Here is a 26584-nt window from a genome sequence, read left to right as displayed (position 1 = left end):
AAGAGAACAATTATGCCATTGACCGTTAACTGCCCTATTTGCAAAGCCCCTGTCGAGTGGGTGCCACAATCTGCATTTAAACCTTTTTGCAGCGAGCGCTGTAAGTTGATCGACCTCGGCGATTGGGCGTCAGAAAAACACGTCATCCCAGTCAAAGCCGAATTTGATCCAGAAGCATTTGATGAATTTGATCTCGATGAAGGCGATTTTTTTAAAGAGTAATTTTGGGTTTACACACGAATAACTCAGCTCAAGCCTTTAATGCACTTACTTTTACCCACTCATTAATCGATAAATATTATGACTAAACGCATCCATGTTGCCGTCGGCATTATTACTAACTCGGCCGGTGAAATTCTGTTGGCAAAACGCCCAGATCATTTACATCAAGGTGGAAAATGGGAATTTCCTGGTGGTAAGGTTGAGACAGGCGAAACTGTCACTCAGGCATTGATCCGTGAACTCAAAGAGGAAGTCGCGCTCAATGTCACTGATAGTCAGCCATTTATGGCGTTAAGTTTCGACTATCCCGATAAACAAGTGCTACTCGATATCCATTCAGTCACCGAATTTAACGGCACAGCTCAAGGCCTTGAAGGTCAGCTTATCGCTTGGGTCACTAAAACCGACTTAACCAATTACGACTTCCCCGAGGCTAATAAGCCTATTCTTGAAAAAATTCTGGCTCAGTAATAAAGCAATTTACCTTATCCTCTCAATGTGTTCTGTCCCCGAATCACGATTCGGGGATGAACTTTTTCAATGCCTTAACTCCGAAAAACATGTAATTATGTGATCGTTAAGCTGATAGATATTAGCAATGCGTGATCTTGCTTGCAGCAAATCAATTAATCGCTTTAATCGTATCCAGAATAATGTTTGAATCGAATTTCATTCTTTCTCTTCGATTTCGAGGGCGCATCATGCACAATAACGTTAAGGCATTCCTAGCCACTACCGCCTTATTTTTTAGTTGTCAGGTACTAGCCAATGGTGGCTGTGGATTTGAAGAACAACAACAGGGTTTAATTGCGACCTGCAGTGAGGAGAAACAAGAAGTGATTTTAACTGGCATAGTAGAAGCACAACATTTAGTCACAGATCTCAATGAGTTTGCTGAAGGGTATAAAACCTATCAAGTCGATACCACTGCAATCACCCCGCTTAAAAGCATCACTGAACCTACAGAAATTGTAGTGATCATTGGTACTTGGTGCCCAGATTGTCACCGGGAAACGCCGCGCTTTATCCGTATTATGGAAGAAGTCACTAATCCCAATATTAAAGTGACCTATATTGGTGTCGATCGAACGAAAAAAGATCCCGAAGGCTTAGCCGCAAAATACGACTTTACCCGTATACCGACCTTTATTGTACTGCAGCAAGGTAAAGAAGTTGGCCGCATCGTAGAGCGCCCAACGGTTTCCTTAGAAAAAGATCTCGCCGATTTATTGAAATAATCGTACACAGTACAAAGAATATACAAACAATAAAGGCCGCATCGCGGCCTTTGGTTTTTATCATGTTTCAATAAAATATTAGCTGACTTCGTCAATAATACGCTGAGCTAACATCACTAAAACACCTTCACGTAACGCGCCGCCAGATAAGGCTAAATGCTCGATCCCCAGCAACTCAAACAAAGCCAATAAAATAGCGACACCCGCAGCAAAAGTCGGTGCTCGCTCGCTGCAAAGCCCAGCAATCCCCATTAAGCTAATATCTTCTTGAGTGAGGATCTCAGCCTTCAACTGAGTAAGCACATCGAGTGTGATAGTTTCAGATAACCCTCGGTGGAGTAGCACTTCTACCACGGACTGTACAGCCCCGGAGGCACCAACGACACAATGCCAACCAAGATCACGTAGGGTTTGTCTATGCTCAGCTAATGCGGTTAGCACTTGCTGCTTAGCATCATCGAAATCTAACTGCTGCAGCGGCAAACTGCTGAAAAATTGGCGATTATAAGTCACGCTACCAAAGGGCAAGCTGGTTTTGAACAGCACTTGATGCCCATCGCCAATGATAAACTCTGTACTCGCCCCACCGATATCAATAACTAAGCGACGGCCTTGACCACAAGTGGTCGCCACCATACCTTGATAAATAAGCTCTGCTTCACGCATACCAGAGATAATTTCGATCGGATGACCTAAGAGTGGCAATGCACGCCGATTAAACTCATCGGCATTGCTAATACTGCGAAGGGTTGCGGTAGCAATCACAGCGACATGGTTTGCTTCAATCTTATGTTGCACCAACATCTGGGCAAACATACTCAAACAGTCGAGGCCGCGCTGCATGACATCGGGGCTTAATTTGCCATCGTTGCCTATGCCTTCGGCGAGCCTCACCTTGCGTTTATATTTCGCAATAATATGCGGCTGACCACCACGCGTTTTGGCGATCAGCATATTAAAACTATTTGAGCCTAATGTTATAGCGGCATAAGCGGGTGTTGGCATTTACGAATGTCTACGTGTCCTATCATGACGAGGAGGGCGAGCACCACTGCGTTGAGCACCTGGCCGGCTTGCCCCTGAACGATCACGCAAGTTTCGAGTGCCGCTAGGGTGTTTACGGTGGATCTTCGCTGGCGTAGGAATATCGGCCAGTAAAGCTTCACTGTCGTAATTACTTACTGGAATCGAATGATTGATATAGCTTTCGATTGCAGGCAAGTTCAATGCGTACTCTTCACAGGCAAAGCTTATCGACATGCCTTTGTTACCCGCACGACCCGTACGACCGATTCGGTGAACATAGTCTTCGCAATCATCAGGTAAATCATAGTTATACACGTGTGAAACGTCAGAAATATGTAAACCACGAGCCGCAACATCAGTAGCAACCAATATATCTAGCTGGCCACTGGTAAATTGCTCAAGGATACGAATACGCTTTTTCTGTGGCACATCACCCGTTAATAAACCCACACGATGTCCGTCACCTTCAAGCCAAGACCAAAGCGTTTCACAACTGTGCTTAGTGTTGGAGAAAACAATGGCTTTTTCTGGCCAATCTTCTTCAATCAAGGTCAACAGCAAACGCATCTTCTCTTCTTGGGAAGGATAGAAGATTTCTTCTTTGATGTTTTTGGAGGTTTTTTCTTCGGGGGCGATTTCAACTTTAACGGGCTCATTCATATGATCATAAGCCAGCTCTTGTACTTTCATGGACAAGGTTGCCGAAAATAGCATATTAAGACGTTGATTTGCCTCAGGCATACGTCTAAATAAGAAGCGGATATCTTTAATAAAACCAAGATCAAACATACGATCGGCTTCATCAAGTACCACAGCCTGAATTGAATTCAAGCCAATAATACCTTGGCGAACGTAGTCGATAATTCGACCCGTTGTACCAATCAAGATATCAACACCTTGATCTAATACTTTACGCTGCACATCGTAACTTTCACCGCCATAAACAATACCCACTTTTAAGTGTGTGTGCTTAGCGAGTAAAATCGCATCTTTGGCAATCTGAATCGCCAGTTCGCGAGTCGGGGCCATAATGATGGCGCGGGGCTGATTAATCAGTCGACCTTCAGGTATGGGAGTCGATAATAAATGATTAAACGTGGCGACCAAAAAGGCCATTGTCTTACCAGTGCCCGTTTGTGCTTGGCCTGCGATATCTTTTGATTGGAGTAATACAGGCAGTGATAACGCCTGGATCGGCGTACAAAATTCGAAGCCGTTCTCGGCAAGGGCCTGTTTAACCTCAGGATGTAGAGGTAGGTCGGCAAACCTTTGGGTAGATAGATGTGTTTCGCTCATAGCGCAAGCTTACCTGTTGAGGTTGCAATAAGATACTCGATCGTTTGAAATAGCCACATTGTAAAAAGGTAACTTGAAAAGCTATTTTTCAGCCCCAATATACATGGTAAGCCATTAACAAACCAGCAATGGCACCCAAACTGGAGAACATCATGAGCGATAAAATTATATACCTGAGTGACGACAGCTTCGAAAACGACGTATTAAAGTCTGATTTGCCAGTATTGGTAGACTTCTGGGCCGAGTGGTGTGGTCCTTGTAAAATGATCGCTCCAATTTTAGACGATGTGTCTGAAGAATATGCAGGTCGCTTGACTATCGCTAAATTAAACGTTGACCAAAACAATGTTTCTCCAGCGAAATATGGCGTTCGTGGCATCCCAACTTTACTGCTATTCAAGAACGGCGAATTAGCCGCGACTAAAGTTGGCGCACTCTCAAAAACGCAATTGAAAGAGTTTATCGACGCTCAAATCTAATTTGACGTCGTAATGAGTGACCTCCGGCACAAGCTATAAATTAATTGTGCCGGAATTTCCCTAAATTTCTGGACGCCCCGCTTTGTTAGTGCTACTTTAATAACCAGATTCTTTCTAATAACCTCTTCTCGCTCGTCAATCACTATCCTGAATTACATCCTTACTGATTGATCGCGGTAAGCTTTGTCGCGTAACACAAGACCCCCAAAATGAACTTAACTGAATTAAAAGACACGCCGATTTCTGACCTAGTCTCGCTAGCTGAAAATATGAAGCTCGAAAATATGGCCCGCGCTCGCAAGCAGGACATTATTTTCTCAATCCTTAAAGCCCACGCAAAAAGTGGAGAAGACATTTTCGGTGGTGGGGTATTAGAAATACTCCAAGACGGTTTCGGCTTCTTACGCAGCTCAGACGGTTCTTATTTAGCTGGTCCAGATGACATCTATGTCTCACCAAGCCAAATTCGCCGCTTCAACATGCGAACGGGTGATACCATTTTTGGTAAAATTCGCCCACCAAAAGAAGGCGAGCGTTATTTTGCTCTATTGAAAGTCAACGAAGTTAACTTCGATAAACCAGAAAACTCCCGTAATAAAATCCTCTTTGAAAACTTAACCCCACTCCACGCAGAAGAACGTATGCGTATGGAGCGCGGCAACGGCTCAACTGAAGATATTACCGCGCGTATTCTGGATTTATGCTCACCGATTGGTAAAGGTCAACGTGGTTTGATCGTTGCACCACCAAAAGCCGGTAAAACGCTATTACTTCAAGGTATTGCTCAAAGCATCAGCTACAACAACCCAGAAGTGGTGTTGATGGTATTGCTGATCGACGAACGCCCAGAAGAAGTAACAGAGATGCAGCGCCTCGTTAAAGGCGAAGTTATCGCATCAACCTTCGATGAACCAGCCAGCCGTCACGTTCAAGTTGCCGAAATGGTGATTGAAAAAGCAAAACGTTTGGTTGAGCACAAGAAAGACGTCGTTATCTTACTCGATTCGATTACCCGTTTAGCCCGTGCTTATAACACTGTTATCCCATCATCGGGCAAAGTGTTAACGGGTGGTGTGGATGCTAACGCCCTGCACCGTCCAAAACGCTTCTTCGGTGCGGCACGTAACATCGAACACGGCGGCAGCTTGACCATTATCGCCACAGCCTTGGTTGATACGGGTTCTAAGATGGACGAAGTGATCTACGAAGAATTTAAAGGTACAGGTAACCAGGAGCTACATTTGTCACGTAAAGCGGCAGAAAAGCGCGTGTTCCCAGCCATTGACTTCAACCGCAGCGGTACCCGTCGTGAAGAAAAACTCACGACTCAAGAAGAACTGCAAAAAATGTGGATCCTGCGTAAGATCCTCAATCCTATGGATGAAGTCAGCGCAATGGAATTCTTAATCGATAAATTGGCGATGACCAAGACTAACGAAGAGTTCTTTACCGCCATGAAACGCACTAAGTCTTAAGCCATACAAGATTGCATGAATAATAAGGCCGCTCACTGAGCGGCCTTTTGTTTATGTATTAAAAAAGCCGCGGGTGCGGCTAATCTTGATTCAAGTGACTTAATCAAGCACAGGTAAGTAACTGAGCACTAACTGATCTCGACTTAACTGGCTATCAATGATCTCACCTACTGTGCCATTGTTTAACTTGATGGCAAGCGTGGCCTCCCCGGCTTGCGTCTTAAAGGTTTCCATCTCTTTAATTCGGTTGATCAGCGCAAGTGCTAAGGTGTTTTCTGCGGTTGCCGCGTACACTCGGCCATTTACCGTCACTTCTGCTTGAGTCGCCAATGCTGGGCCAGCTAAACGAATACCAACGTATTCACGCCATAGCCTGGCTTTTTGCTCGCCTTGATAGTCACTGTCCACGGATGCAAGCACCACTTGACGTAATATCATCTGCAGTAAATTACTCTTACCTTTTGGCTGCCCGTTAACAGTATCGAATTGGAAGTAACGTGATACCGAACGGTCGTAATTAGGTAATGGCTCAATACTTTGTTGCGCAAAATCAGTGTAATAAGGCAAATAGCTATCGAGCTTACCACTCACACCACAGCTTTCGGTAAAGAGGGGTGCATTACCACGAGTTAGCCCTGGGCCTTCGCCCATGGTCATCTTACACAACATATCTTTGAACACCGGACCCACATTAGGTAAATCAACCAATGCTTTATAACCAAGACTCGATGTACTACGTGGGGTGGTACGTGATACTAAGGCTCTCACGGCTAACAATTTATCTGGCCACACCCCCAAGACGTCGCGCTCATTCACATAGGGATGGTTAGGTGAGGATGCAGGCGTTTTAATACCGTTGAGTAAGCGACCCGAAAAGCTGACATCCGCCGTTAATAAATCCTGAAATTTAGGATTAATTTGCGATTTAATGATCAGCTCTTTCAAGGCTTCAGGAGAATCAGAGAACTGACTTATCACCTCACCTGGCTCAAACTTCGCCTTCATATCGCCGCTTTTAAAACGATATTGTTCAAGCACTTTGCCAAAATTATACTGCTGTCTTAAGGCCACGCTGCCATCGGCTTGCTTGTATGTCACATCGAGGGTCGCATCATTTTCTCCCACCAGCTTAAGGAAGAAATCTGCCGACTGATTCATCGCCCGCTGATTCGCGCAATACCAAGCCTCGCTACCTGCCGCCGCCAATCGTTCGCATTCACCAGCGAAAAAGTTTTCAGATAGACCAAATAATTGCTCTAAAAAGCTCACATCTTCAATGAATTGACGTATTTCATCAAACTGAGCTTTACGATTAATGGCGTAACTTAGGCTATGATCTTCAAATAAAGATTGACGATTATGGCGTAAGTTCATGGTCTCGTAGCTATCAAAATACTTCTCGATATAGAACTGATTAATATCATCTAAGTTTTTACCTGCATCACCACGATTACAGTTGCTGTTAAGGGACACATGTTCATCAGTGCAGTAAGAATACTGACGTAGGCTATTGTTTTGCTCAATGTTATAGAGCACACCAAATCGAGTATCTCCATTAACAACCCCTTTGGCGAGTTCGTCACGGCGTTTGACATCTTCCGCTTTGAGCGACACAAATTCGTTGGCCTTCGTTTCTACTTCACGGGCATAACCAAAACGTAACGCGGCTAAGTCATAGGGTTCAAACGTGGTCGCAAACCGATTCACGTTGTAATCCATTTGGCTGGAAAACTCGGCATTAACGGTAATTTCTGGGTAACCCGCATCGCTAAAGGCGACTTTTAACTCCGTCAGTTGCGCTTGGTTAAAGGTATTGTCGTGGTCGCGACTCCCAGCAAAGTTATGCCTTAAGCCAAAGGTATGTCCTAACTCATGGGTTAAGGTGCCAGCAAATGCTTGCGCGGCTAGGGCTGTCGTTAAGGAGTCTTGTAAACTTATGGGCAGATCTTCAAATGCCGCTAACTTACCGCCCACTTTGCCATCAACCCACATTTCAGCTTTTTTCCAGTCAATTTCATGACCTTTGATGCCGCGAGGTAATTCACGATCACTACCACCCGTAGCAAACACGGTATCCACATGCATCATTGAGTTTTCAGACCAAAACGCTTGTGTTTTTTTATCAAAATCCGCTAAGGCATCGAAACTATTATCCTTGGGAGTTAATAACATCGATTTGGGTGCAGCGATAAGTTGCTGAGTGGGTTGCTCAAATGCAGCCGCCTCAACTGGCGCGGTGTCTAGGCTGACATCTGGCTTGTCCAAACGAGAGACATATGGCTCACCCGTTAACGACGTCACTGAATTCGCGTCCAATTTACCTCTGTTATAATCTAAACGCACTTGGCGATAGTAACGTACTGCGCCTTGTTTTAGATTCGAGCTGTATTGATTAACTCGCGCACTAACAATTTCACCTGTTAGCGGGTTTGCCGCTGATGGACCATAACCCGCCAAGCCATTATCTAGCGGCTCATCGAATAAAGTGATGTTGCTATAACGTAGATCGCCATGGCGTTTATCGTTTGCTTGCTCAAGCTTTATCTGTGGAAAACCAGTTTTATACAACTTGTTTTGAATGTTAATTGCCGTAACAGACTCAATGGCAGCATCCAAAAAGGGTTTATTTTTCGCATCGTAGAAATTATTACTCAGGTAATAAGTCAGTTCCGATTTGGCCGGATTGAAGCGATTTAAGTAAGTTCGCACATACCCGTCAACGCCCTCTGAGTCAGTCGCATCACGATAGGTATGTGAGGAGGTAAAGAAACCAAATGCTCCCTTTTCATTTTCAGCATAGGGAATCGCTTGATAGTCTTTACTGGCTAATTGATCCACCGCCACAATCGAAATAAACTCAGTGGTCGTAAAGGATAGGTTGTCGAGGTTGCCACCGTAAAATTGGTTAAAGCAACTTGGTGAAGCTTGATAAGTATGCTCAATTTCAAAGTTAACCACGCCCTTAGCTAAATCCATCTCATAGCCTTTTTGGCCTTGAGTATTCACTAGACGCGGGGCTTCTGTTTCAGTAACGCATTCTCCAAAGGTGAAAATGTCATTAATGCTCAACTCGGCAATTTTGGCTTTGGCAAAATCAGGGACAAAATAGCGCTTATCCTGCCATGTTAAATTAGCATCTGTATTAACTTGCTCAACGTTAACGCACTCACGCCATTTATCTTCGGTACATTTAAAGTCGATATATTCGCCAGGAATGGTTAACACTGGCGCTTGGTTATACTCATTAGGATAACGACTGTCATGACCTAGTCCGATATTATCTCGGTCAATTTGACGTACTTGGATACCATTCTCTGTTTTATGCAAGGTCACCAACTTAGGATCACCTTGGGTAAAACCTCGCACCTCGGCAGCATAACGCGGAGCCTTACCCACGCTGCGAATGTAGAGATATTGCCGCTCAGTTGCTTTATCGATGTCGGCAGTGGTGACTTGCTTTTCATCTTTCGGGAGTTCTTTATAAGGCTCATCGCCGGCACCACACCCCACAAGGGTCAGTGCACTGGTGATCGCCAGACATAGCATGGACTTCTTCATAGATTCCTCTTAACTACTGTTTTTTATAGATATTTAGTAATTGACAAATAAAAGGTTGAACTCTTTTTGTCATAAATCTCAAATCCCTGAGATGTCCCCACTTCTGGGTTATAGAAACGACCACTATTGTTGTGACCAACAGCCAACACCCAATCAGGCTTAAACGACCAACCGAGTTCTTGGGCAAAGGTAAATTGATCATCGAGTCGACGACCGTAATAGTTTTTGGAAATCCGATAACGACCACTCATATCCAAATACCAATTGGCCGTTATTTGCCAATAAGCATCGAGTAATCCATCGAGTTGCTGTTCAACTAACACGCGTTCACCAGCGGTTTTGTATTGGTAAGCGTTGTAGCGATAGCGCGGTGAAAAATAAAAACTTAGGTTATCTAGCGGGCTCCAAAATAAGTACGCGGCAATGCGCGGCGCATATTGCAACCTATCTAGTTTTGATTCACGTTCTGCGGGTAAATACACACCTAAACTGCCTTTCAATGAGACGGTATCGGTTAAGGCATACAGTGGCGTGCGGTACTCCAGCAAAGGATCATAAAAACTGGACTCTTTGCCATGTAATGTTTGCTTTTCACCCCCAAGGGTAAACAGCACATTGCCCCAATTTGCCTTGTAATCGATACGGCTATCGATGTTGTAGGCTTGATAGGCGTAATAACTTTCCGAGTCATAAATGTTTCGCGTAAAACCCACATTAACGTAGCCAGACCATTTTGCTGCTTGTGCATCCGTTGCTAGCTCAAATTCATTGACGGCCAATGCTTGGCCGACAAAGGAGAAACTGGCCAGCATCACCTGCACGCAGAAAAACACAGACCATTTATTTCGTCGACGAGAAATCGACGAATAATATTGATTATTCGTTGGTTGCATAATAAAACCTTGATTTATATTTTTAATGAAAAATCTTGATAGTGAGCATGCGCTCTATTTAACGCTAGGATGTACTTGCTTGAATTGATTTCATCCAATTAAGTAAAACTGAATAATAGTTTTCTATATTAGTAATATAACTACGTATAAATATGGTTAAGACGAAATAAATAAAACCAAAAAAAATGAAAAAAGACGCTCCCAAAAATATGCTTTCAAAATCCGTTTGGGCAAACCCAGTCCAAAGGGGAGCGCTATATTCACCAACTATTACTATTGACTGATGGCTAACAGATTCACAGTGAAACGCCAACACTGAAGCCATTGATAAATAATTATTTTTAATAACACAAGAATCAGACAACGCGGCAATATTCACAGGTAATCTCACCCATAATATTCCAAATATCAGCCACTCACCCACAGCGAAAAGAAAACGCTTTGGTATTTTTGGATATTTTTTTATGGCTAATTTAGTTAACATTGCTCGTCAATACGTCATGCTATAAATAATCTCCACTGCGACATCACAGCTGAAGATACAAAAAGATACATTTATTGCATCATACGCACGAAAAAAAAATATTTACAACTCACACAAGAGCTAACTCATATTAAATTAAAATAAATATGAGTTAGATCAGAAAAATCCAGCAAAATTAAACATAAAAAACACAATGAGCAACAACCCAGCCTATCTAGCAAAACAATTTAGAAAACTTTATTTATAAATAAATAACAACATGCAGTGCGCTTATTTACATATACCACCATAATGCAATTGCTTAAGGGTATTGTGGGAGAATATGACGAGCCGCCAACTGCATTTGCAGCTCTTTACAACGTTGGCGTAACATTTCGCGAAGCAGTAACACCACGGGAGTGACATGCTCGCGTCCTGGGCACACTAAGTACAAATCGACGGGCTCCCCCTGATACTCAGGCAACAAACGTACTAATCGCCCTGAGATTAAGTCATCGGCCAGATCTAGACTCGACTTAAATACCAACCCTTTGCCAGCCACAGCCCAACGGCGGGCAATCTCGGCATCATTAGCACTACGATTGCCCGTGACACGCACTTTGAATTCTTGACCATCACGCCTAAATAGCCATTGATCGTGGGTGCGATCATCTAGCTTATAAAACAAGCAATTATGCTCAACTAATTGTTCTAATGAATCAAGCACACCAAACTTGGCGAGATATTCAGGTGAGGCGCACAAAACACGATCAACACTGCAGATAGGGAAAGCCACTTGGTTAGAATCCTGCGGTTTTCCATAGCGCACGGCGACATCAATTTTATCGTGGTAAAAACTGCTGATATTGTCGCCAAGGTGCAAGCGAACTTGCAGTTGAGGGAAATCGAGCAAAAACTCGTCGAGCCAAGGCACAAACAGATTACGGCCAAAGTCTGAAGAAACCGAAAGGCTTAAGGTGCCGGATATTTTACCTTTATCACTGGCGATAGCCTGTTCGCCAAGCGCTAAATCGCTTAGCGCACGTCGGCAATGAATAAGATAACGTTCACCTTGCACAGTCAAACGTAAGCTGCGTGTCGTGCGGATAAATAAACTAGTATCGAGCTGTTTCTCAAGCCGTTTTATTGCTGCACTGGCAGAAGCAGCCGAGATATCCATCTCGGCTGCTGCGGCAGATATATTGCCGCAATCAGCGACTCGCACGAACAAAGCTAAATCATTAATTAGCATGATTATCAAAAATCCTTTGAAAAAATTACAAACTTTATCCTGTTTATCTCTTGGCTAATATTCCACACAATGGCTACACGATACAAGTACACTCAAACAAGTAGACTCCAGCAAGTACACCCAGAGGAATAAACATGAAAGCCATTGGTTACCAGACAGCAGGTGCAATCACAGCGCCCAATGCATTAGAAAACATCACGCTAGCCGAGCCAACTGCGACAGGTTTTGACCTTTTAGTGGAAATCAAAGCCATTTCTGTCAATCCGGTTGATACAAAAATCCGTGCATCTAGCTCTGCACCTGCAGGCGAATACAAAATTATCGGCTGGGATGCGGTCGGTGTCGTCAAAGCCGTTGGTGAGAAAGCCAGTCTTTTCAACGTTGGCGATGAAGTGTGGTATGCGGGCGATATCAGTCGCAGCGGAAGTTATGCAGAATATCAATTGGTTGATGAGCGAATTGTCGGCCATAAACCTAAAAGTTTAACCTATACCCAAGCCGCGGCATTACCTTTAACGGGGATTACGGCATGGGAGATTTTATTCGACCGTTTAGCTTTACCCCAAGATGGTTCGGCAACTGACGCCCGTATTTTAATTATCGGTGCGGCCGGCGGAGTGGGTTCAATCATCACTCAGCTTGCAGTAAAACTCACAGGTGCAGAAGTGATAGGCACTGCATCTCGTCCAGAATCCGCCGCTTGGGTGCACAAACTTGGTGCCGATGCAGTTATCGACCACACCAAGCCACTTTCACAGGAACTTGCCAATATTGGCATTACTGATGTGACCCATGTGATTAGCTTAACCCAAACCGATCAGCATTTTGATGAAATAGTACAAGTGCTTAAGCCACAAGGAAAACTAGCATTAATCGATGATCCTAAAGGGCCATTAGATGTGATGAAACTTAAGCGTAAAAGCTTATCCTTACACTGGGAACTGATGTTTACCCGCAGCCTTTATCAGACCGAGGATATGATTGCGCAACATCACTTACTCAACCGCTTAAGCGCCCTTATCGATACAGGCGAGTTACAGAGTACGTTCGGTGAACACTACGGCACCATTAATGCCCAAAACTTAATCAAAGCTCACGCTCAGATAGAGTCTGGCAAAGCGATCGGTAAAATTGTTTTAGAAGGTTTTAACCAATGAAAATAACAGTATTTGCCCAAATCATAGCGAATCAAGGCCAAAGCGATACGCTATTTAAGATACTCAAGCAACTCGTGACAGACACTCATACCGAGGCAGGCTGCATCGAATACAAACTGCATCACTCATTAGATGATGAAAATATCTTCTGGATGTACGAAATTTGGCAATCCCAAGCCGCACTGGATGAACATATGGCGAGTACGCACTTTCAAGCATTCGTCGCTCAAACCGCAGACATAATCAATCGAGCTGACATTCACAAAAGCTACGCCTGCTAATCAACAAAAAAGCGCCAAACACATTGGCGCTTTTCATCATTTATCACTTATCGAATCAAAGTCATGGCCATCTTGCGGCGTAAATACGCGATTTGCTGCATGTGTGGCAAATCCTTAGGACAGTTGTCTTGGCAGCCGAGTAAAGTCATACAACCAAATACGCCATCCTGATTGCCAATCACATGGTAAAAATCCTCGGCAGTACGAGCGTCACGGCTGTCCATCTCAAAACGAGCTATTTTCATCATGCCCACAGCGCCGACAAAAGTTTCACGCATTTGTTTCGTCGCACAGGCGGAAACACATACACCACATTCAACGCAGCGCTCTAGCTCATACAAACGCGCAGCTTCATCTGGATCCATAGGATCTTCAAGCCGATGCACGCTTATATCATTGGCCTTAGGGTGTAACCACAGCTTTAAGCGTTCGGCCAGTTCCCGCATAAACTTACCAGTGTTAACCGAGAGATCACCAATCAACTCAAAACCTGGCAGCGGCATTAAGGTGATTTCGCCCTTAGGATATTTGGCCGTTAAGGTGCGGCAAGCTAGCGTCGGGAAACCGTTGATCACCATAGCGCAGCTACCACAGATACCTGCACGACAGACAAAGTCGAACTGCAATGAAGTGTCTTGTTCTTCCCTGAGTTTATTAAGGGCGATAAATACCGTCATCCCCGGCGTTTCGGTAAGCTGATAACGCACCATTTTCGGCTTATCGTTTGGCTCCTGCGGATCATAACGAAAGATATTAAAGGTTAACTGACGACCTTGGCTCATTATGATTTTTCTCCTAACGCATTGGCAGATGGACTTTTTAAAGTATCACTTAAACGTTCGTTATTAGGTTGCAAGCTCTCGGGTAATTCAAAGGGCATAAGAGCCCGCTGCCTTTGATAGCGGTCAGCATCATCACCTAGCTCAGCTAAAATCTCGGCGATTTGCTGTTCACGCTTTTCGGTATCGGGATGCACTATGGCGTTGTTGATGCCATAACCACGATAACCCGGCGGGAGTTCCATCTTCATCACATCGAGTGCTTCGTAGTTAAGCACAGGTTCGAGTGCATCGGGATCCGGCCAGCTGGCCAAGGTGCGATTCAGCCAGTCTCGATCATTTCGCTGTGGATAATCCTCGCGAGCATGGGCACCACGACTCTCTGTTCGCGCTGCGGCGCCGCAGGCTACGGTTAGCGCCACTTTTAGCATACGCTTGACCCGCAGGGCTTCAACTAACTCAGGATTGGCGTGACGTTTTTTACACTTAAGCCCGAGTTTACGCGAACGCTCGAGCAACACTTTTAGCTCGGCAACCGCTTTTTCAAGCTCGGGGCCATTACGGAAAATCCCCACATAATCCATCATGATGCGCTGCATTTCGCGCTTGAGTTCAAAGGCGCTCTCGTGACCATCACCCTCGACCAGCACATTGATTTCACTCTGCACCTGCTGCATAAACCGTTCAGCAAGCTGAGTGTCGATCTCAAGGCTATTTTTCTCACAAAAATCGGCGACATATTTACCAATAATCATGCCGCCAACCACGGTTTCGGCCAACGAATTACCGCCTAAACGGTTAAAGCCGTGCATGTCCCAACAAGCCGCCTCACCTACGCTAAATAAGCCTTTAAGCTGCGGACTTTCACCTGTGGCATTAGTCCGAATACCGCCCATAGAATAATGCTGAGTTGGGCGTACAGGGATCCAATCTTTAGCGGGATCGATGCCAAGGAAATTCTCACAAATTTCCTGCACTTCCCTAAGATTCGTTTCAATATGCTTGCGACCTAAAAGGGTTATATCTAGCCACAAATGCGGGCCATAAGGGCTATCGACGCCCTTACCTTTACGTATATGTTCGGTCATGCGACGCGATACGACATCCCGCGATGCCAACTCCTTTTTATCGGGCTCATAGTCAGGCATAAAGCGATAACCGTCTTTATCGCGCAATAAGCCGCCATCACCACGGCACCCTTCCGTTGTTAAAATGCCCACGGGTACAATGGCAGTGGGATGGAATTGTACCGCCTCCATATTGCCAAGCCTTGCCACGCCCGTTTCCAATGCCAACGCTTGGCCAATACCTTCGCAGATGATCGCATTGGTCGACACTTCATAAATTCGGCCATAACCACCAGTGGCTATCGTAGTGGACTTAGCCACATAGGCTCTAAGTTCACCCGTAATCAAACAACGAGCAATCACGCCATGGCAACGCTTACCATCGTGAATAAGTGCCAAGGCTTCGATACGTTCATGGACGGGAATATCCATGGAAATCGCTTTGTTATCCATAGCGTATAACAGCGAATGACCTGTACCATCGGCGGTATAACAAGTGCGCCATTTTTTAGTCCCGCCAAAATCACGGGCGTTGATAAGACCATGGGCTTCTTGGGCCTCATGTAGCGTGACTTTTTGCGCATTGACTATCACTTCCCTCGGGCCAGCAGTCACCCGAGACCAAGGCACGCCCCAATTGGCCAGCTCACGTACTGCCTTAGGTGCACAATGGGCAAACATCCGTGCGACATCTTGATCGCAGCCCCAGTCGGAACCTTTTACCGTATCTTGAAAATGCACATCCTCATCATCGCCCATTCCCTTAACGGCATTGCCTAAACTCGCCTGCATCCCTCCTTGAGCGGCAGCAGAGTGGGAACGTTTTGCAGGAATGAGTGACAAAACTAAAGTGTCAAGCCCACGCTCTTTCGAAGCGATAGCGACCCTTAAGCCCGCGAGCCCAGCTCCTACCACCAATGAATCGGTATAAATCAGTTTCACGCCTGCTCCTTAATGGGGTCTATTGTTTTGTGCTGTTTTTTTATGTTCGACATTCTATTCACTGATTAGCTTAATCATTGATTAAAAGCGGAATTAACTCGCGTAGGGTAAAAATGCCAGGAGCGAGGCGACGCCAACTGTGACAAATAGCACGCTCACTATGGTCTTGATCTTACGTAATCGACTGCGGTTGTTGAGATCCCGCGCCGCGCCCCATTTCAAAGCCACACGGTAAATACCAATTGCTGCATGTAACTCCACAGTGAGCAGCAAAGGCAGATAAACCATCCAGACACCTTGATTCCAAATACGATCGGCGCTTCCCTGAGGGCCAATGGTTTCGGGAGCCGAGCCAATAAGCCACAAATGCACAGGCAACAGCAGTAAAATCACGACACCAGTAATGGCTTGCCAGCGCCACAAGCGAGTATCGCTGTGGTTGATCACTTGCATTTGTTGGCGCAGAGCCCTTTGCTGACGCAGACTCATGGGTAATTTTTGCAATGCCACTAACACGTGCACTAACGCCAAAATGGCAATACCAATGGCAATACAAGTCACTACCCAAGGATAACCGTGTCCATCAGCGGACAGAAAACTCAGCTCCATAGTGCGTGCCACCCAACTCATGGCATCCGCACCCAATAAAATCGATGACACTAACACTAAGTGGGTCCACAAAAAGACTGCGAGTATTACCCCAGACAAGCTCTGGCTTAAATCCAGCCAAGCACTCCATTTTTTAATATTTAATTTGATCGCCATCCTATCGCCTCACGCCGTTGACCTTATCGAGCCAATCTCATTAAGTCTTATCGCAAACTAATATCGCTCACACATCCACACGAAAACGTGAGCCAGATCAATTGAGTGCTGAATAATTAACCTAATGCTTAATAATAGCAGTGAAACAAAATCCTGCTGCTAGCTTAAAGCCTACTCAGGTACGAAGGGCTGCACAGGAATACCGAGCTCGCTACCGATAAATAGATATGAAACAAGGCTCGCAGTACCAAGGCATAGCAAATAAATAATCAGCACCTTAGCGACTTTTCGTAGACCTGAACGTTTAGTGGTTATGCCCCACTTTACCGCCACGCGATAGAGACCAATCATGGCGTGTACCACTACAGCGGGAAGTAACAGCGCATACAGCAACCAAGCATTATCGTGATAAACCCGCTCAGCCGATAAATGCGGGCCAATTTCGGGATTCAAAATCATAGTGAAGAGGTGAACAGGAACGAGGAAAAATAAGATAAAGCCGGTGATCAATTGCCAAAACCACGCATGGGTATCCTTATGCTTGATATTCCCCATGTGCGAACGCAGGGCTCGCCATTGCCCTAGCTGCGCCGGAAAACGCCGCAGCGCCACCGCGGCATGTACTATCACCACCAATAGCATAAACACTGAAAACACTTTAGTGACTATAGGAAAACCATGTCCTGTGCTGCTAAACATGCCACCTTCAAGCAACTGAACGACCCGATAAAAAGCCTCTTTACCCAGCAAAATACTCGATTCAAAATGCATGTGTAATAGTAAAAAGCTGCCAAGCATAATCCCTGTCGCACTCTGCAGCCTATCAGCCTTAGCCGACCAAGGATGACCTAGCGGTGTACTCACCCTATTGTGAACTCGAGTTATGCTTGTCATCTTGAATTAACCTATGTCGTTTATCGTTGGCACCTCTTGGCAAACTACACCATAGCAGCAACTCAAATCAGGCTTGAGTGTCACAGATTTAAAGCGTGAGCCAACTCACCTGACGGAGTTAAACTCTTAGAAGATGATCACAAAAAACGTATCAAAACCAAACAAAGGTAAAACCAATTAACCAATATATTTCATAGTGTTATATCAAATAATAAAACTGACAATTCGCTTTTCAACACCAATCCATACCCGCCAGCTAACCCCTTGTCTGTATAGACAAAAGCGTAATACCAGGATAGCCAGTCGTCGAACCTAAAGCCTAGTGATAACCAAACGACCTTACCTAAAGCGCTTTAAATTCCCGCTACATCCTGCATTTTGGGATAGTTTGGGTATACAATACCGCGATATTTTGAACCCTTAGTTTATGAACACTCAGTCACAGGATGCCCCCATGCCTTGGATCCAACTCCGTATAAACACCAATAGCGATGACGCTGAAACCATCAGCGACTTGCTCATGGAAGAAGGTTCAGTCTCTATCACCTTCGAAGACGGTAAAGATACCCCTATTTTTGAACCTAAATTAGGCGAAACCCCACTGTGGCGCGATACCGTGGTAGTGGCCCTATTCGATGCAGAAACCGATCTGACACCGACCATCGCCATGTTGAAAACCTTGCCTTTCCTCGGCGAGAACTTCAGCCATAAGGTCGAACAAATTGAAGATAAAGACTGGGTGCGTGAGTGGATGGATAACTTCCACCCCATTCAATTCGGCACGCGTTTGTGGATCTGCCCAAGCTGGCGCGAGATCCCCGATCCAACCGCAGTCAATGTGATCCTCGATCCCGGTCTTGCATTCGGCACAGGCACTCACCCTACGACTGCACTGTGTTTAGAGTGGCTAGACAGCTTAGATTTAACCGATGAAGAAGTGATCGACTTTGGCTGTGGCTCTGGCATCTTAGCCGTAGCAGCACTGAAACTGGGCGCGAAAAACGTCACAGGTATCGATATCGACTATCAAGCCATCGACGCCTCACGTGCCAACGCCGAGCGCAATGATGTCGCCGACAAGCTAGCCTTGTACTTGCCAGAAGACCAACCCGCAGATCTCAAAGCCGACGTTCTGGTCGCCAATATTCTTGCCGGCCCACTGCGTGAATTAGCGCCTTTGATCGCAGAACGCGTAAAAACCGGTGGCAAACTTGCCCTTTCCGGTCTCCTCAAAGAACAAGCCCAAGAAATCTCTGACTTTTATAGCCAATGGTTCGATATGGACGCAGCGGCTCACAAAGAAGATTGGAGCCGCTTGACAGGCAAGCGTAAATAGCGCTAAAGGGTGGCGCAACATGCGCCACCGCTGGCTTCCAACTATTCAGCCTCTGACTTCTCGCCGATTAAAAGTCAAGAAAAAAAATTACATCTAGGTCATTTATTGACCTTTTCACGGCCAACAAAAAGGGCTACTATAGCGCCCCTTTGAAGAGCTAAGGTGAAACATAAAATGCAGATTGGACCCTATCAACTGAACAATCAGCTGATCGTGGCACCAATGGCAGGTGTCACCGATCAAGCTTTCCGTAATCTTTGTCTTCGTTATGGCGCAGCCCTAGCGGTTTCCGAGATGCTTTCGTCCAATCCTGAGGTTTGGGATACAGATAAAAGCCGCCAGCGCATGACGCATTCTGGCGAGGAAGGCATCCGCTCAGTGCAAATTGCAGGAGCCGATCCTGATTTAATGGCGCAAGCCGCGTTGTTCAATGTTGAACAAGGCGCTCACATCATTGATATCAATATGGGTTGCCCCGCGAAAAAAGTGAATAAAAAGCTGGCTGGCTCAGCGCTGATGCAAAACCCGCCGCTGGTAAAAGAAATTTTACAAGCCGTGGTCGCCGCAGTGAATGTGCCCGTCACGTTAAAGATTCGCACCGGCTGGGAGCCAGAACACAAGAATGGTGTTCAAATCGCCCAGATTGCCCAAGATTGTGGCATCGCCTCGCTCGCCGTTCACGGTCGCACGAGACAATGTATGTACAGAGGCGACGCTGAGTACGACACGATCAAAGCAATCAAACAGAATGTCTCGATTCCTGTCGTCGCGAATGGGGATATCGACAGTCCGGAGAAAGCCCGCTTTGTGCTGGAATACACCGGTGCCGATGCCTTGATGATAGGACGGGGTGCTCAAGGACGGCCTTGGATTTTCAGAGAAATCCAGCACTACTTGGAAACGGGTAATAAGCTAGCGCCCATTGAGGTTGCCGAACAGCGTCAAGTGATGCTGGAACACCTCACCAAACTGTATGATTTATATGGTGAATACAAGGGTATCCGCTTCGCCAGAAAACATATGGGATGGTACCTAGACCAAGAAGCTCAGCGCCAATTTAGGGCTGACTTTAATCGGCTGGAAACCGCTGCAGAACAGTATTCCCTCGTGGAATGTTATTTTGATGAATTAGTACAGAATTAATAAAGAGCAGAATAGAATGTTTGATCAGACAACTAACACAGAAGTTCACCAGCTTACCGTTGGCAAAATCGAAACCGCAAACGGCACTATCAAGCCCCAGTTATTACGTGACGCAGTAAAGCGTGCCGTAACTAACTTCTTCGCACAGTTGGACGGTCAGGAAGCACAAGAAGTTTATGAAATGGTGCTAAGCGAAGTTGAAGCGCCTCTGCTTGACATCATCATGCAACACACTCGTGGCAACCAAACCCGCGCAGCAAACATGCTAGGTATCAACCGTGGTACTCTGCGTAAAAAATTGAAAAAATACGGCATGAATTAATCCGCAAGGATTAAGCTGTTGTATTGAGAAAAGGAAAGGCCTGAAGAGATTCAGGCTTTTTTGCTTTCTGATACACTGTTTTCTAATGTACACCTTTCTAATGTACACCTTTTCTAATGCGCGCTCTTCTAATACATATAGTAACCCACAGTCACCATCAGGCTTGGCTTGCCACGCCTCTCACACCAACTAAAACATCATTCACCAACACTATGAGCTTGGCTGCTCGAACGACCAAAATCAATAGACAATCCACACCGACCCATAGCATAACCTTGACGCGAGCCATCAGGTTTTAAGTTATAATGCATTTAAAAATCAGCCTGTTAATTCTAAAACTTTTTAGCCGTAGGTTTTACATTGTCATTGACTCACTCTGAACAAGATATCAAGCACAGTTGGTTTGGCCATTTCTTTATTGGCAAAGCTGATGCGGTAAAACTCAGCGCCAGTGGTATTAGCATTAATCGCACTAAAGGCGGCTTTTTTTGCTCACTCTCGCAGCGCTAATAAAGTAGCAGCTGACGAATGTTTTACCTGGCAACAGCTCGATTCCCCACCATTTTTTACCTTAAGTCCACTAGGTTATCTACTCGGTTTCACGGTATTAGGCAAAGCCTATCAACTGCCGTTTCTCAGCTATTTTGCACAACATCAATTTAGCTATCAAATCGCACAGTATTGGGCAAATGCCAATGGGCCGCGCGTTGCTGAGTTAATGGCGAAAGTGGATAAGACACTGACACACACTTATTTACGTGAATCACGGGTGGAAATGATACAAGCCAGAGTCGCGCGCGAATATCAGCGTTGGTTCCCTTGGTGTGAAAACCTGCCATTGTCTGCACATTTACACACAGTGTTAGCGAGGCTTAAGCAAATCCACCGCTGGACTCGTGCCGATATAAAGCAACTGCGTGAAGATTATATTCAGTCGCAGCTCATTAAATTTGCTGACTATTTTGAGCATGTAGAATCTAATCCCTTAACCGAAAAACAGCGCCGAGCTTGTATTATCGATGATAACAATAACTTGTTATTAGCAGGCGCAGGCACGGGAAAGACCAGTGTGATGGTTGGTCGAGCAGGATATTTGCTTAAGAGTGGTCAAGCAAAAGCCGATGAAATATTGCTATTAGCCTATGGCCGTAAAGCGGCTGACGAGATGGATGAGCGGATTAAAAACAGGCTCGGTACGGATGATATCAAGGCGAGCACCTTCCACAGTTTAGGCTCAAAAATTATCGCCGACGTTGAGCGAGCAAAACCGAGTTTGTCCCCTTTAGCGGAGGATGACAAAGCCAAAGAGCTGTGGGTGCACAATACCCTTGAGACTTTGATTGAAAATGAGGCTTACCGTAAACAGCTTTTCGAGTACTTCAGTCGTTTCTATTATGTTGAAAAAAGCCCATTCGAGTTCGATATGGAAGGCGAGTATTTTCAATACTTGAATGATAACGATATTCGCAGTCTTAAAGGTGAGCGAGTCAAAAGCTTTGGTGAGCTCTACATTGCTAACTGGCTATTTAGCAATGGCATCGAATATGTCTATGAAGCTAAGTATGAGCATGATGTGCGCAGTATTGATTTTCGTCAGTATCAACCCGATTTCTATCTGCCTGAATACCAAATTTATCTTGAATACTATGGTATTGATGAACACCAGCATACCGCTCCTTATATCGATAACCAGAAATACTTGGAATCGATGGCATGGAAACGCCAGCTACATCAACAGCATGGCACTAAGTGTGTTGAGCTATTTTATTACCAACATAAAAAAGGGTTGTTAATCAGTAAGCTTGAGCAAGCTTTACAGGTCTTTAAAGTACAATATGCGCCCTTACCCGATGAAGCCATACTAGCAACCCTACATGAACTTGGCCGCGTGACCGAATTAGCAAAAATGTTTAGTCAGCTGATAGGGCTGTATAAAGCGGCTTGCCTTGATGAACATGGGCTTGAGGGTGTATTTGCTCGCGCCGCCGATGCTCAGCAGACCCGCAAGGCATTCGAACTGCTTGAGCCCATAATCACGCGCTATGAGCAGCATTTAACGATAAATGGCGACATTGATTTTGAGGACATGATTGGCAAAGCGCTGACGTATCTGCAACGCGGGCAATTTATTAGCCCGTGGCGTTTCATTATGGTGGATGAGTTCCAAGATATTTCAGAACCACGTGCCCGCTTAGTGCGTGCCTTGAGGGATTCCTGTGCGCCCCATTCTAAAGCGTTGGCGTCTTTATTTTGTGTCGGGGATGACTGGCAGGCAATTTATCGTTTTAGCGGTGCAGATGTAAGTTTAACCACGCAATTTAGCCAATATTTTGGCCCAACAGCCCAAAGCTACTTGGATCTGACTTTTAGGTTTAACAGTAGTATTGAGCAAGTTGCCACTCAGTTTGTCACCCAGAATCCCACGCAATTGAGGAAGGACATTCGCTCCCTCATGCAGGTCGCCTACCCTGCAGTCTCAATATTACGCCGCGGAGAAAACGAGCAGTCAAACCTAAATGAACCAAGCCCAAATGCACTGGAACAAGCATTAACGGCCATTAGTGCAAGGATAAGCGCTAGAAGTGACAAACTTAACAGCGTAGCAAGCGTCTATTTACTGGCACGTTTTTGGTTTCAGCTACCCGATAAAACCCAAGTAAACCAACTCAAGGCTAAGTACCCTAACTTGAAAATTGAATGCCAATCTTTTCATGCTTCTAAAGGGAAAGAAGCCGATTATGTGGTGATCATGGGGATGAAGACGGGAATGCATGGCTTCCCTTCAATGAAAGTCACTCCTCCGATACTAGATGCATTTTTACCAAAAACGGAAGCGTTTGAATTTGCAGAAGAACGTCGACTGTTTTATGTCGCGTTAACGCGGGCAAAACACCGCGCCTATGTGATTGCCGATATGACAGACGTGAGCCCATTCGTCACCGAACTGCTTACAAAAGGCTACGCAATTGAACAAGATGAGTTCAGCACCTCTTTAGTACAAAGGTTATTTGAAGACATAAAATGCGTGCGTTGTAGCACGGGAAAGCTTAAGCCTAGAACGGGAAAATTTAAATCGTTTTATTCCTGTTCACATTTTCCCCTTTGCGATCACAAGGAAGAAGGTTGTGAGCTCTGTGATAGCCCAATGACCCGCACACGCTTTGCTGGCTTTAAGGTATGTTTGAATGAGAACTGTGGTCATATAGCACCACTTTGTAGCCTCTGTGGTGGCGATATGCTGTTAAAGGATGGGCGATTCGGCCCCTTTTGGGCTTGTCGCAATTACCGCGGGCAAAACCTACCCAGCTGCATGAATATTCTAAACAAGGCCAAGTTATCGCTCCCAAGCGAGCGACCCAAAAAGCATGTGAGCTAGATGCAAAAATGCTCAACAAAAGCCTATAACAATGAGTCGCAACTCATTTTTATAGGCAGGGGATTTAGAGTAAAAAGAAGAAATAAACAACGAGGAAAAAGGAGCTGAGTGCGCCAATAACCACTGGGTAAATAAGATAAGCATCTTGCGCTCTGGCAGCACGAATAAAACATAAATGAGCCAGAAAATAATTATAGATAAAAATCATAATTGAAATCATAACACCATGGCTAAAGCGTAATGTATTCATATTGAGTGCAACAATAATAAGCAATAGCCAATTCAGCAGAATAAGATACAGAAAGACCTTCTGTAATTTATCCGAGCCGTTTCGATGAAAAGATGCAGCCATTGCATATCCTATATTTTCGCCCGTAGTCTAATTGCATCAATCAAGTTCTGGACTTCAGCTTTATCACGATAAATCCAGCGAGCGCCTAAGAACTTCAATCGACCTTTAATCGTGTGTTCTCGAGTTACCTCACATAAAACTCGTGTTTGCTCAAGTTCAATATAGAATCTCCTCCCTACTGGCAATGGTTCATTGCACAAAATCCCAACACCGCCAATGCTAATATCTTTTATATTTGCAGTTCCAATCGGCGTAATAACAAACCAGCGAGTTGTTGATAAATTCACTGTCAGGCCATCACATGCAAATGCGAGTGGCGCTCTTTTATTTCGTCTCAGGCTAAATCTTTGATGAGTTCGACGATTATCAAATTCAATAATCTGATACTCAGGGGTCGCTTCAACTTCATCCTCAGAATGTACAAACTCTTCATACAGATTCATAGTCATCCCTAACAAATGAGAGCAGGTATTAACACTAGCGAGTGTTTGCTTGGCGCTTAATTTCGTTGATTGTAACGCCACTTGGGACTGTATCGATCGGAGCGCCAATCATGCCTCTTAATAACTGTTCAGCAGAGGAGGTTAAAATAAGCGCCTCAATCCGACGATTAGCCGCAGCAGCAGTATCCGAAGTGATGTAAGGAACCTGATCAGCCATACCCGTCACCTGAATAACCTGATCGCGTTTAACACCGCCACGCTCAAGCACTCTTCGTGCTAATAGTGCTCTTTCACTCGATAATTCCCAATTGGTAAATAAACTGCCCGCATAAGGTGTTGAATCCGTATGACCAGAAATAACCATGCTATTAGTTATATTTTTTAAAATAGGCCCTAAAGATAAAAGTAATTCTTCAAAATAGGGCTGCATCTGTGCACTGCCCCGCGTAAACATAAATTGATTCACATTATCGTGAATTAAGATGCGTATGCCTTGAGGCACAATTGTCACAGAAATGTTCTCAGCCATGCTCGAGCTTTGCACGACTCGATTCAATTCTCTGGCGAGCACAGTTAATTGCGCCTGAGTATCAAATTGCCCGGGGATGAGCGCACCCTCCTCTAATCCTTCTGACTCCGAACCTCTAGGCATAGAATTGGAAGGTATGATTAGAGGAGCAATAGACATATTTCCTTCTAAATCAATAATCGAAGATGACTGACTTAGCTCAAATGGATTCATTGGACCAGTGGGATTCATATCTCCACGTAAATACTGCACTATCATGGTTCGCTCTTTTTGATCTGCGATTTGCATGATCCACAGCACCATAAAGAGCGCCATCATGGCAAGCGTGAAATCGGCAAAAGCGACTTTCCACGCACCACCATGCCCATGATTACGCTTTCCTCGCTTTCGCCGTTTGATAATAATCGGCTCATTTTTATGGAGCATTAGCTTCTCTGCCCTTCCATCCAACGTTCTAACTCGATAAATGAAGGACGATTTTCACTTTGTATTTGTTTCCGTCCCGCATCAATAGCCATCATTGGTGGTTTACCTTTTGAAAAGGTCACTAAAATAGCGGCTATGCACCGAAGCTGTGCCGATTTGCGATCAACTAGATGTTCTAATGCCTTTGACATTGGGTCGAAGAAACAATAACACGCGAAAATACCAATAAATGTACCGACTAATGCCGCGGCAACTTTGACACCAATCATAGTAATTGGGCCATCAATATTAGACATAGTAATGATAATACCGAGTACAGCAGCTAAAATACCAAAGCCAGGCATAGCCTCTCCCACCTTACTAAAAGCTTCCGATGGCCGTAATCTGTCCTCTTCTATACGATGAATTTCTTCTTCTAGGATATGCTCTAAGTCATGGGGAGATATTTTCCCAATAGACTGCACTCGTAAGTTATCAATTAAAAACTGTAAAACATTTGGGTGATTGAGCACGGCTGGGTACATTAGAAAAATAGAGCTCTGATGAGGATTTTCTAAATGTTCATCGAGCACTTTTAAGCCTTGAGATTGGATCTGAGCCATTAAAGTGCCCATCAAAGGAAATAACTGAGGATATAATTCAGGATCTTCTTTGCCCTTATTAAATAATTCTTTTAACTGCTCAAGCATTTCTTTTAATACTGATTGCGGGTTAGCAATAATAAGAGCCCCTACTCCGGCCCCCATAATGATTAAAATTTCAGCAGGCTGCCACAATGCAGACAAAGCTCCACCAGCCCAAACATATCCGCCAAACACAGAAGCTAAAATGATTAACAGCCCAACTAGTTTACTCATTACGATCTTCTCA

The 26584-nt window shown here is 44.9% G+C and carries 24 protein-coding genes and 1 pseudogene; 11 read left to right on the top strand and 14 right to left on the bottom strand.

Annotated elements, in window-relative coordinates:
• The first annotated feature begins 12 nt into the window (after positions 1-12).
• The 3 genes from yacG to KO537_RS20545 all read left to right on the top strand — a co-directional run bounded on the left by yacG (position 13) and on the right by KO537_RS20545 (position 1460).
• Positions 13-222: a DNA gyrase inhibitor YacG gene (gene yacG, locus KO537_RS20555; RefSeq protein WP_006083355.1), complete on the top strand. Its 210-nt coding sequence runs from the start codon at positions 13-15 to the stop codon at positions 220-222.
• A 78-nt stretch (positions 223-300) separates the two neighbouring features.
• The gene (gene mutT, locus KO537_RS20550) at positions 301-693 is read left to right on the top strand and encodes an 8-oxo-dGTP diphosphatase MutT (RefSeq protein WP_131523409.1); all 393 of its coding nucleotides are present in this window, start codon (positions 301-303) and stop codon (positions 691-693) included.
• 230 nt (positions 694-923) lie between these two features.
• On the top strand, positions 924-1460 hold the full coding sequence (locus KO537_RS20545; protein WP_106649212.1) for a thioredoxin family protein: 537 nt from the start codon (positions 924-926) through the stop codon (positions 1458-1460).
• A gap of 78 nt (positions 1461-1538) precedes the next feature.
• Here KO537_RS20545 and KO537_RS20540 read toward each other — a convergent pair whose 3' ends face one another.
• Complete coding sequence (locus tag KO537_RS20540) at positions 1539-2465, bottom strand: exopolyphosphatase (RefSeq protein ID WP_219235591.1); 927 nt, start codon at positions 2463-2465, stop codon at positions 1539-1541.
• Positions 2466-3782, bottom strand: a complete 1317-nt coding sequence (rhlB, locus tag KO537_RS20535; RefSeq protein ID WP_063884693.1) for an ATP-dependent RNA helicase RhlB — start codon at positions 3780-3782, stop codon at positions 2466-2468. It abuts the gene before it with no gap.
• Positions 3783-3934: 152 nt separating this feature from the next.
• Here rhlB and trxA point away from each other — a divergent pair, with 152 nt between their 5' ends.
• Together trxA and rho are read left to right on the top strand one after the other, a co-directional pair.
• Positions 3935-4261 carry a thioredoxin TrxA gene (trxA, locus tag KO537_RS20530; protein WP_105250415.1) on the top strand — a complete coding sequence of 109 codons (327 nt, stop codon included), beginning with the start codon at positions 3935-3937 and terminating at the stop codon, positions 4259-4261.
• A gap of 209 nt (positions 4262-4470) precedes the next feature.
• Positions 4471-5736 carry a transcription termination factor Rho gene (gene rho / locus KO537_RS20525; protein ID WP_011787892.1) on the top strand — a complete coding sequence of 422 codons (1266 nt, stop codon included), beginning with the start codon at positions 4471-4473 and terminating at the stop codon, positions 5734-5736.
• 99 nt (positions 5737-5835) lie between these two features.
• Here the strand turns inward: rho and KO537_RS20520 are convergent, their stop codons facing one another.
• From KO537_RS20520 to KO537_RS20505, 4 genes are all read right to left on the bottom strand, one after another.
• The gene (locus tag KO537_RS20520) at positions 5836-9294 is read right to left on the bottom strand and encodes a zinc-dependent metalloprotease (RefSeq protein ID WP_173247877.1); all 3459 of its coding nucleotides are present in this window, start codon (positions 9292-9294) and stop codon (positions 5836-5838) included.
• Between the two features lie 23 nt (positions 9295-9317).
• On the bottom strand, positions 9318-10187 hold the full coding sequence (locus tag KO537_RS20515; protein WP_219235590.1) for a hypothetical protein: 870 nt from the start codon (positions 10185-10187) through the stop codon (positions 9318-9320).
• Between the two features lie 64 nt (positions 10188-10251).
• Positions 10252-10671, bottom strand: a complete 420-nt coding sequence (locus tag KO537_RS20510) for a hypothetical protein (protein ID WP_173247885.1) — start codon at positions 10669-10671, stop codon at positions 10252-10254.
• A gap of 301 nt (positions 10672-10972) precedes the next feature.
• Positions 10973-11902, bottom strand: coding sequence for a LysR family transcriptional regulator (locus KO537_RS20505; RefSeq protein ID WP_219235588.1), 930 nt, complete (start codon positions 11900-11902; stop codon positions 10973-10975).
• Between the two features lie 134 nt (positions 11903-12036).
• Between KO537_RS20505 and KO537_RS20500 the strand changes: the two genes are divergently transcribed.
• A complete protein-coding gene (locus KO537_RS20500) occupies positions 12037-13059 on the top strand; it encodes a zinc-binding alcohol dehydrogenase family protein (protein WP_219235586.1) in 1023 nt (340 codons plus the stop codon).
• Positions 13056-13340, top strand: coding sequence for a putative quinol monooxygenase (locus KO537_RS20495; protein WP_168825853.1), 285 nt, complete (start codon positions 13056-13058; stop codon positions 13338-13340). Before KO537_RS20500 ends, KO537_RS20495 begins: the two co-directional genes overlap by 4 nt.
• Positions 13341-13387: 47 nt before the next feature.
• Here KO537_RS20495 and KO537_RS20490 read toward each other — a convergent pair whose 3' ends face one another.
• From KO537_RS20490 to KO537_RS20475, 4 genes are all read right to left on the bottom strand, one after another.
• A complete protein-coding gene (locus KO537_RS20490) occupies positions 13388-14122 on the bottom strand; it encodes a fumarate reductase iron-sulfur subunit (protein ID WP_105250423.1) in 735 nt (244 codons plus the stop codon).
• On the bottom strand, positions 14122-16128 hold the full coding sequence (locus KO537_RS20485) for a fumarate reductase flavoprotein subunit (protein WP_219235584.1): 2007 nt from the start codon (positions 16126-16128) through the stop codon (positions 14122-14124). Before KO537_RS20485 ends, KO537_RS20490 begins: the two co-directional genes overlap by 1 nt.
• A gap of 93 nt (positions 16129-16221) precedes the next feature.
• Complete coding sequence (locus KO537_RS20480; protein WP_173247897.1) at positions 16222-16893, bottom strand: fumarate reductase cytochrome b subunit; 672 nt, start codon at positions 16891-16893, stop codon at positions 16222-16224.
• Between the two features lie 171 nt (positions 16894-17064).
• Positions 17065-17787, bottom strand: coding sequence for a fumarate reductase cytochrome b subunit (locus tag KO537_RS20475; protein ID WP_173247902.1), 723 nt, complete (start codon positions 17785-17787; stop codon positions 17065-17067).
• Positions 17788-18241: 454 nt separating this feature from the next.
• Here KO537_RS20475 and prmA point away from each other — a divergent pair, with 454 nt between their 5' ends.
• The 4 genes and pseudogenes from prmA (at position 18242) to KO537_RS20455 (ending at position 23964) form a co-directional block, all read left to right on the top strand.
• A complete protein-coding gene (gene prmA, locus KO537_RS20470; protein ID WP_219235582.1) occupies positions 18242-19123 on the top strand; it encodes a 50S ribosomal protein L11 methyltransferase in 882 nt (293 codons plus the stop codon).
• A 174-nt stretch (positions 19124-19297) separates the two neighbouring features.
• Positions 19298-20266 carry a tRNA dihydrouridine synthase DusB gene (gene dusB, locus KO537_RS20465; RefSeq protein WP_006083370.1) on the top strand — a complete coding sequence of 323 codons (969 nt, stop codon included), beginning with the start codon at positions 19298-19300 and terminating at the stop codon, positions 20264-20266.
• A gap of 16 nt (positions 20267-20282) precedes the next feature.
• Positions 20283-20588, top strand: a complete 306-nt coding sequence (fis, locus tag KO537_RS20460; protein WP_006083371.1) for a DNA-binding transcriptional regulator Fis — start codon at positions 20283-20285, stop codon at positions 20586-20588.
• Positions 20589-20948: 360 nt separating this feature from the next.
• Positions 20949-23964, top strand: a pseudogene (locus KO537_RS20455) (UvrD-helicase domain-containing protein).
• A 64-nt stretch (positions 23965-24028) separates the two neighbouring features.
• Here KO537_RS20455 and KO537_RS20450 read toward each other — a convergent pair.
• The 4 genes from KO537_RS20450 to motA are packed head-to-tail and all read right to left on the bottom strand — an operon-like array spanning position 24029 to position 26571.
• Complete coding sequence (locus KO537_RS20450) at positions 24029-24316, bottom strand: hypothetical protein (RefSeq protein WP_113940804.1); 288 nt, start codon at positions 24314-24316, stop codon at positions 24029-24031.
• Positions 24317-24324: 8 nt separating this feature from the next.
• Entirely contained in the window at positions 24325-24759 is a 435-nt protein-coding gene (locus KO537_RS20445) for a pilus assembly protein PilZ (RefSeq protein WP_113940805.1), read from the bottom strand.
• A 34-nt stretch (positions 24760-24793) separates the two neighbouring features.
• Entirely contained in the window at positions 24794-25714 is a 921-nt protein-coding gene (locus KO537_RS20440) for a flagellar motor protein MotB (protein WP_173247908.1), read from the bottom strand.
• On the bottom strand, positions 25714-26571 hold the full coding sequence (gene motA / locus KO537_RS20435) for a flagellar motor stator protein MotA (protein ID WP_113940807.1): 858 nt from the start codon (positions 26569-26571) through the stop codon (positions 25714-25716). The genes KO537_RS20440 and motA overlap by 1 nt, the downstream gene beginning before the upstream one ends.
• Between the last annotated feature and the right edge of the window lie 13 nt (positions 26572-26584).

Source organism: Shewanella sp. NKUCC01_JLK (assembly GCF_019345615.1).
Classification (GTDB): Bacteria; Pseudomonadota; Gammaproteobacteria; order Enterobacterales; family Shewanellaceae; genus Shewanella; species Shewanella oncorhynchi.
This window is presented reverse-complemented; position numbering and strand designations above follow the sequence as displayed.

Coding starts and splice junctions, on each gene's coding strand:
- KO537_RS20500 (WP_219235586.1), top strand. CDS start 12,037: ATGAAAGCCATTGGTTACCAGACAGCAGGTGCAATCACAGCGCCCAAT.
- rhlB (WP_063884693.1), bottom strand. CDS start 3,782: ATGAGCGAAACACATCTATCTACCCAAAGGTTTGCCGACCTACCTCTA.
- dusB (WP_006083370.1), top strand. CDS start 19,298: ATGCAGATTGGACCCTATCAACTGAACAATCAGCTGATCGTGGCACCA.
- motA (WP_113940807.1), bottom strand. CDS start 26,571: ATGAGTAAACTAGTTGGGCTGTTAATCATTTTAGCTTCTGTGTTTGGC.
- KO537_RS20505 (WP_219235588.1), bottom strand. CDS start 11,902: ATGCTAATTAATGATTTAGCTTTGTTCGTGCGAGTCGCTGATTGCGGC.
- KO537_RS20450 (WP_113940804.1), bottom strand. CDS start 24,316: ATGGCTGCATCTTTTCATCGAAACGGCTCGGATAAATTACAGAAGGTC.
- KO537_RS20510 (WP_173247885.1), bottom strand. CDS start 10,671: ATGTTAACTAAATTAGCCATAAAAAAATATCCAAAAATACCAAAGCGT.
- rho (WP_011787892.1), top strand. CDS start 4,471: ATGAACTTAACTGAATTAAAAGACACGCCGATTTCTGACCTAGTCTCG.
- KO537_RS20475 (WP_173247902.1), bottom strand. CDS start 17,787: ATGACAAGCATAACTCGAGTTCACAATAGGGTGAGTACACCGCTAGGT.
- KO537_RS20520 (WP_173247877.1), bottom strand. CDS start 9,294: ATGAAGAAGTCCATGCTATGTCTGGCGATCACCAGTGCACTGACCCTT.
- KO537_RS20490 (WP_105250423.1), bottom strand. CDS start 14,122: ATGAGCCAAGGTCGTCAGTTAACCTTTAATATCTTTCGTTATGATCCG.
- KO537_RS20480 (WP_173247897.1), bottom strand. CDS start 16,893: ATGGCGATCAAATTAAATATTAAAAAATGGAGTGCTTGGCTGGATTTA.
- prmA (WP_219235582.1), top strand. CDS start 18,242: ATGCCTTGGATCCAACTCCGTATAAACACCAATAGCGATGACGCTGAA.
- KO537_RS20445 (WP_113940805.1), bottom strand. CDS start 24,759: ATGAATCTGTATGAAGAGTTTGTACATTCTGAGGATGAAGTTGAAGCG.
- KO537_RS20495 (WP_168825853.1), top strand. CDS start 13,056: ATGAAAATAACAGTATTTGCCCAAATCATAGCGAATCAAGGCCAAAGC.
- trxA (WP_105250415.1), top strand. CDS start 3,935: ATGAGCGATAAAATTATATACCTGAGTGACGACAGCTTCGAAAACGAC.
- fis (WP_006083371.1), top strand. CDS start 20,283: ATGTTTGATCAGACAACTAACACAGAAGTTCACCAGCTTACCGTTGGC.
- KO537_RS20540 (WP_219235591.1), bottom strand. CDS start 2,465: ATGCCAACACCCGCTTATGCCGCTATAACATTAGGCTCAAATAGTTTT.
- KO537_RS20515 (WP_219235590.1), bottom strand. CDS start 10,187: ATGCAACCAACGAATAATCAATATTATTCGTCGATTTCTCGTCGACGA.
- KO537_RS20545 (WP_106649212.1), top strand. CDS start 924: ATGCACAATAACGTTAAGGCATTCCTAGCCACTACCGCCTTATTTTTT.
- KO537_RS20440 (WP_173247908.1), bottom strand. CDS start 25,714: ATGCTCCATAAAAATGAGCCGATTATTATCAAACGGCGAAAGCGAGGA.
- yacG (WP_006083355.1), top strand. CDS start 13: ATGCCATTGACCGTTAACTGCCCTATTTGCAAAGCCCCTGTCGAGTGG.
- mutT (WP_131523409.1), top strand. CDS start 301: ATGACTAAACGCATCCATGTTGCCGTCGGCATTATTACTAACTCGGCC.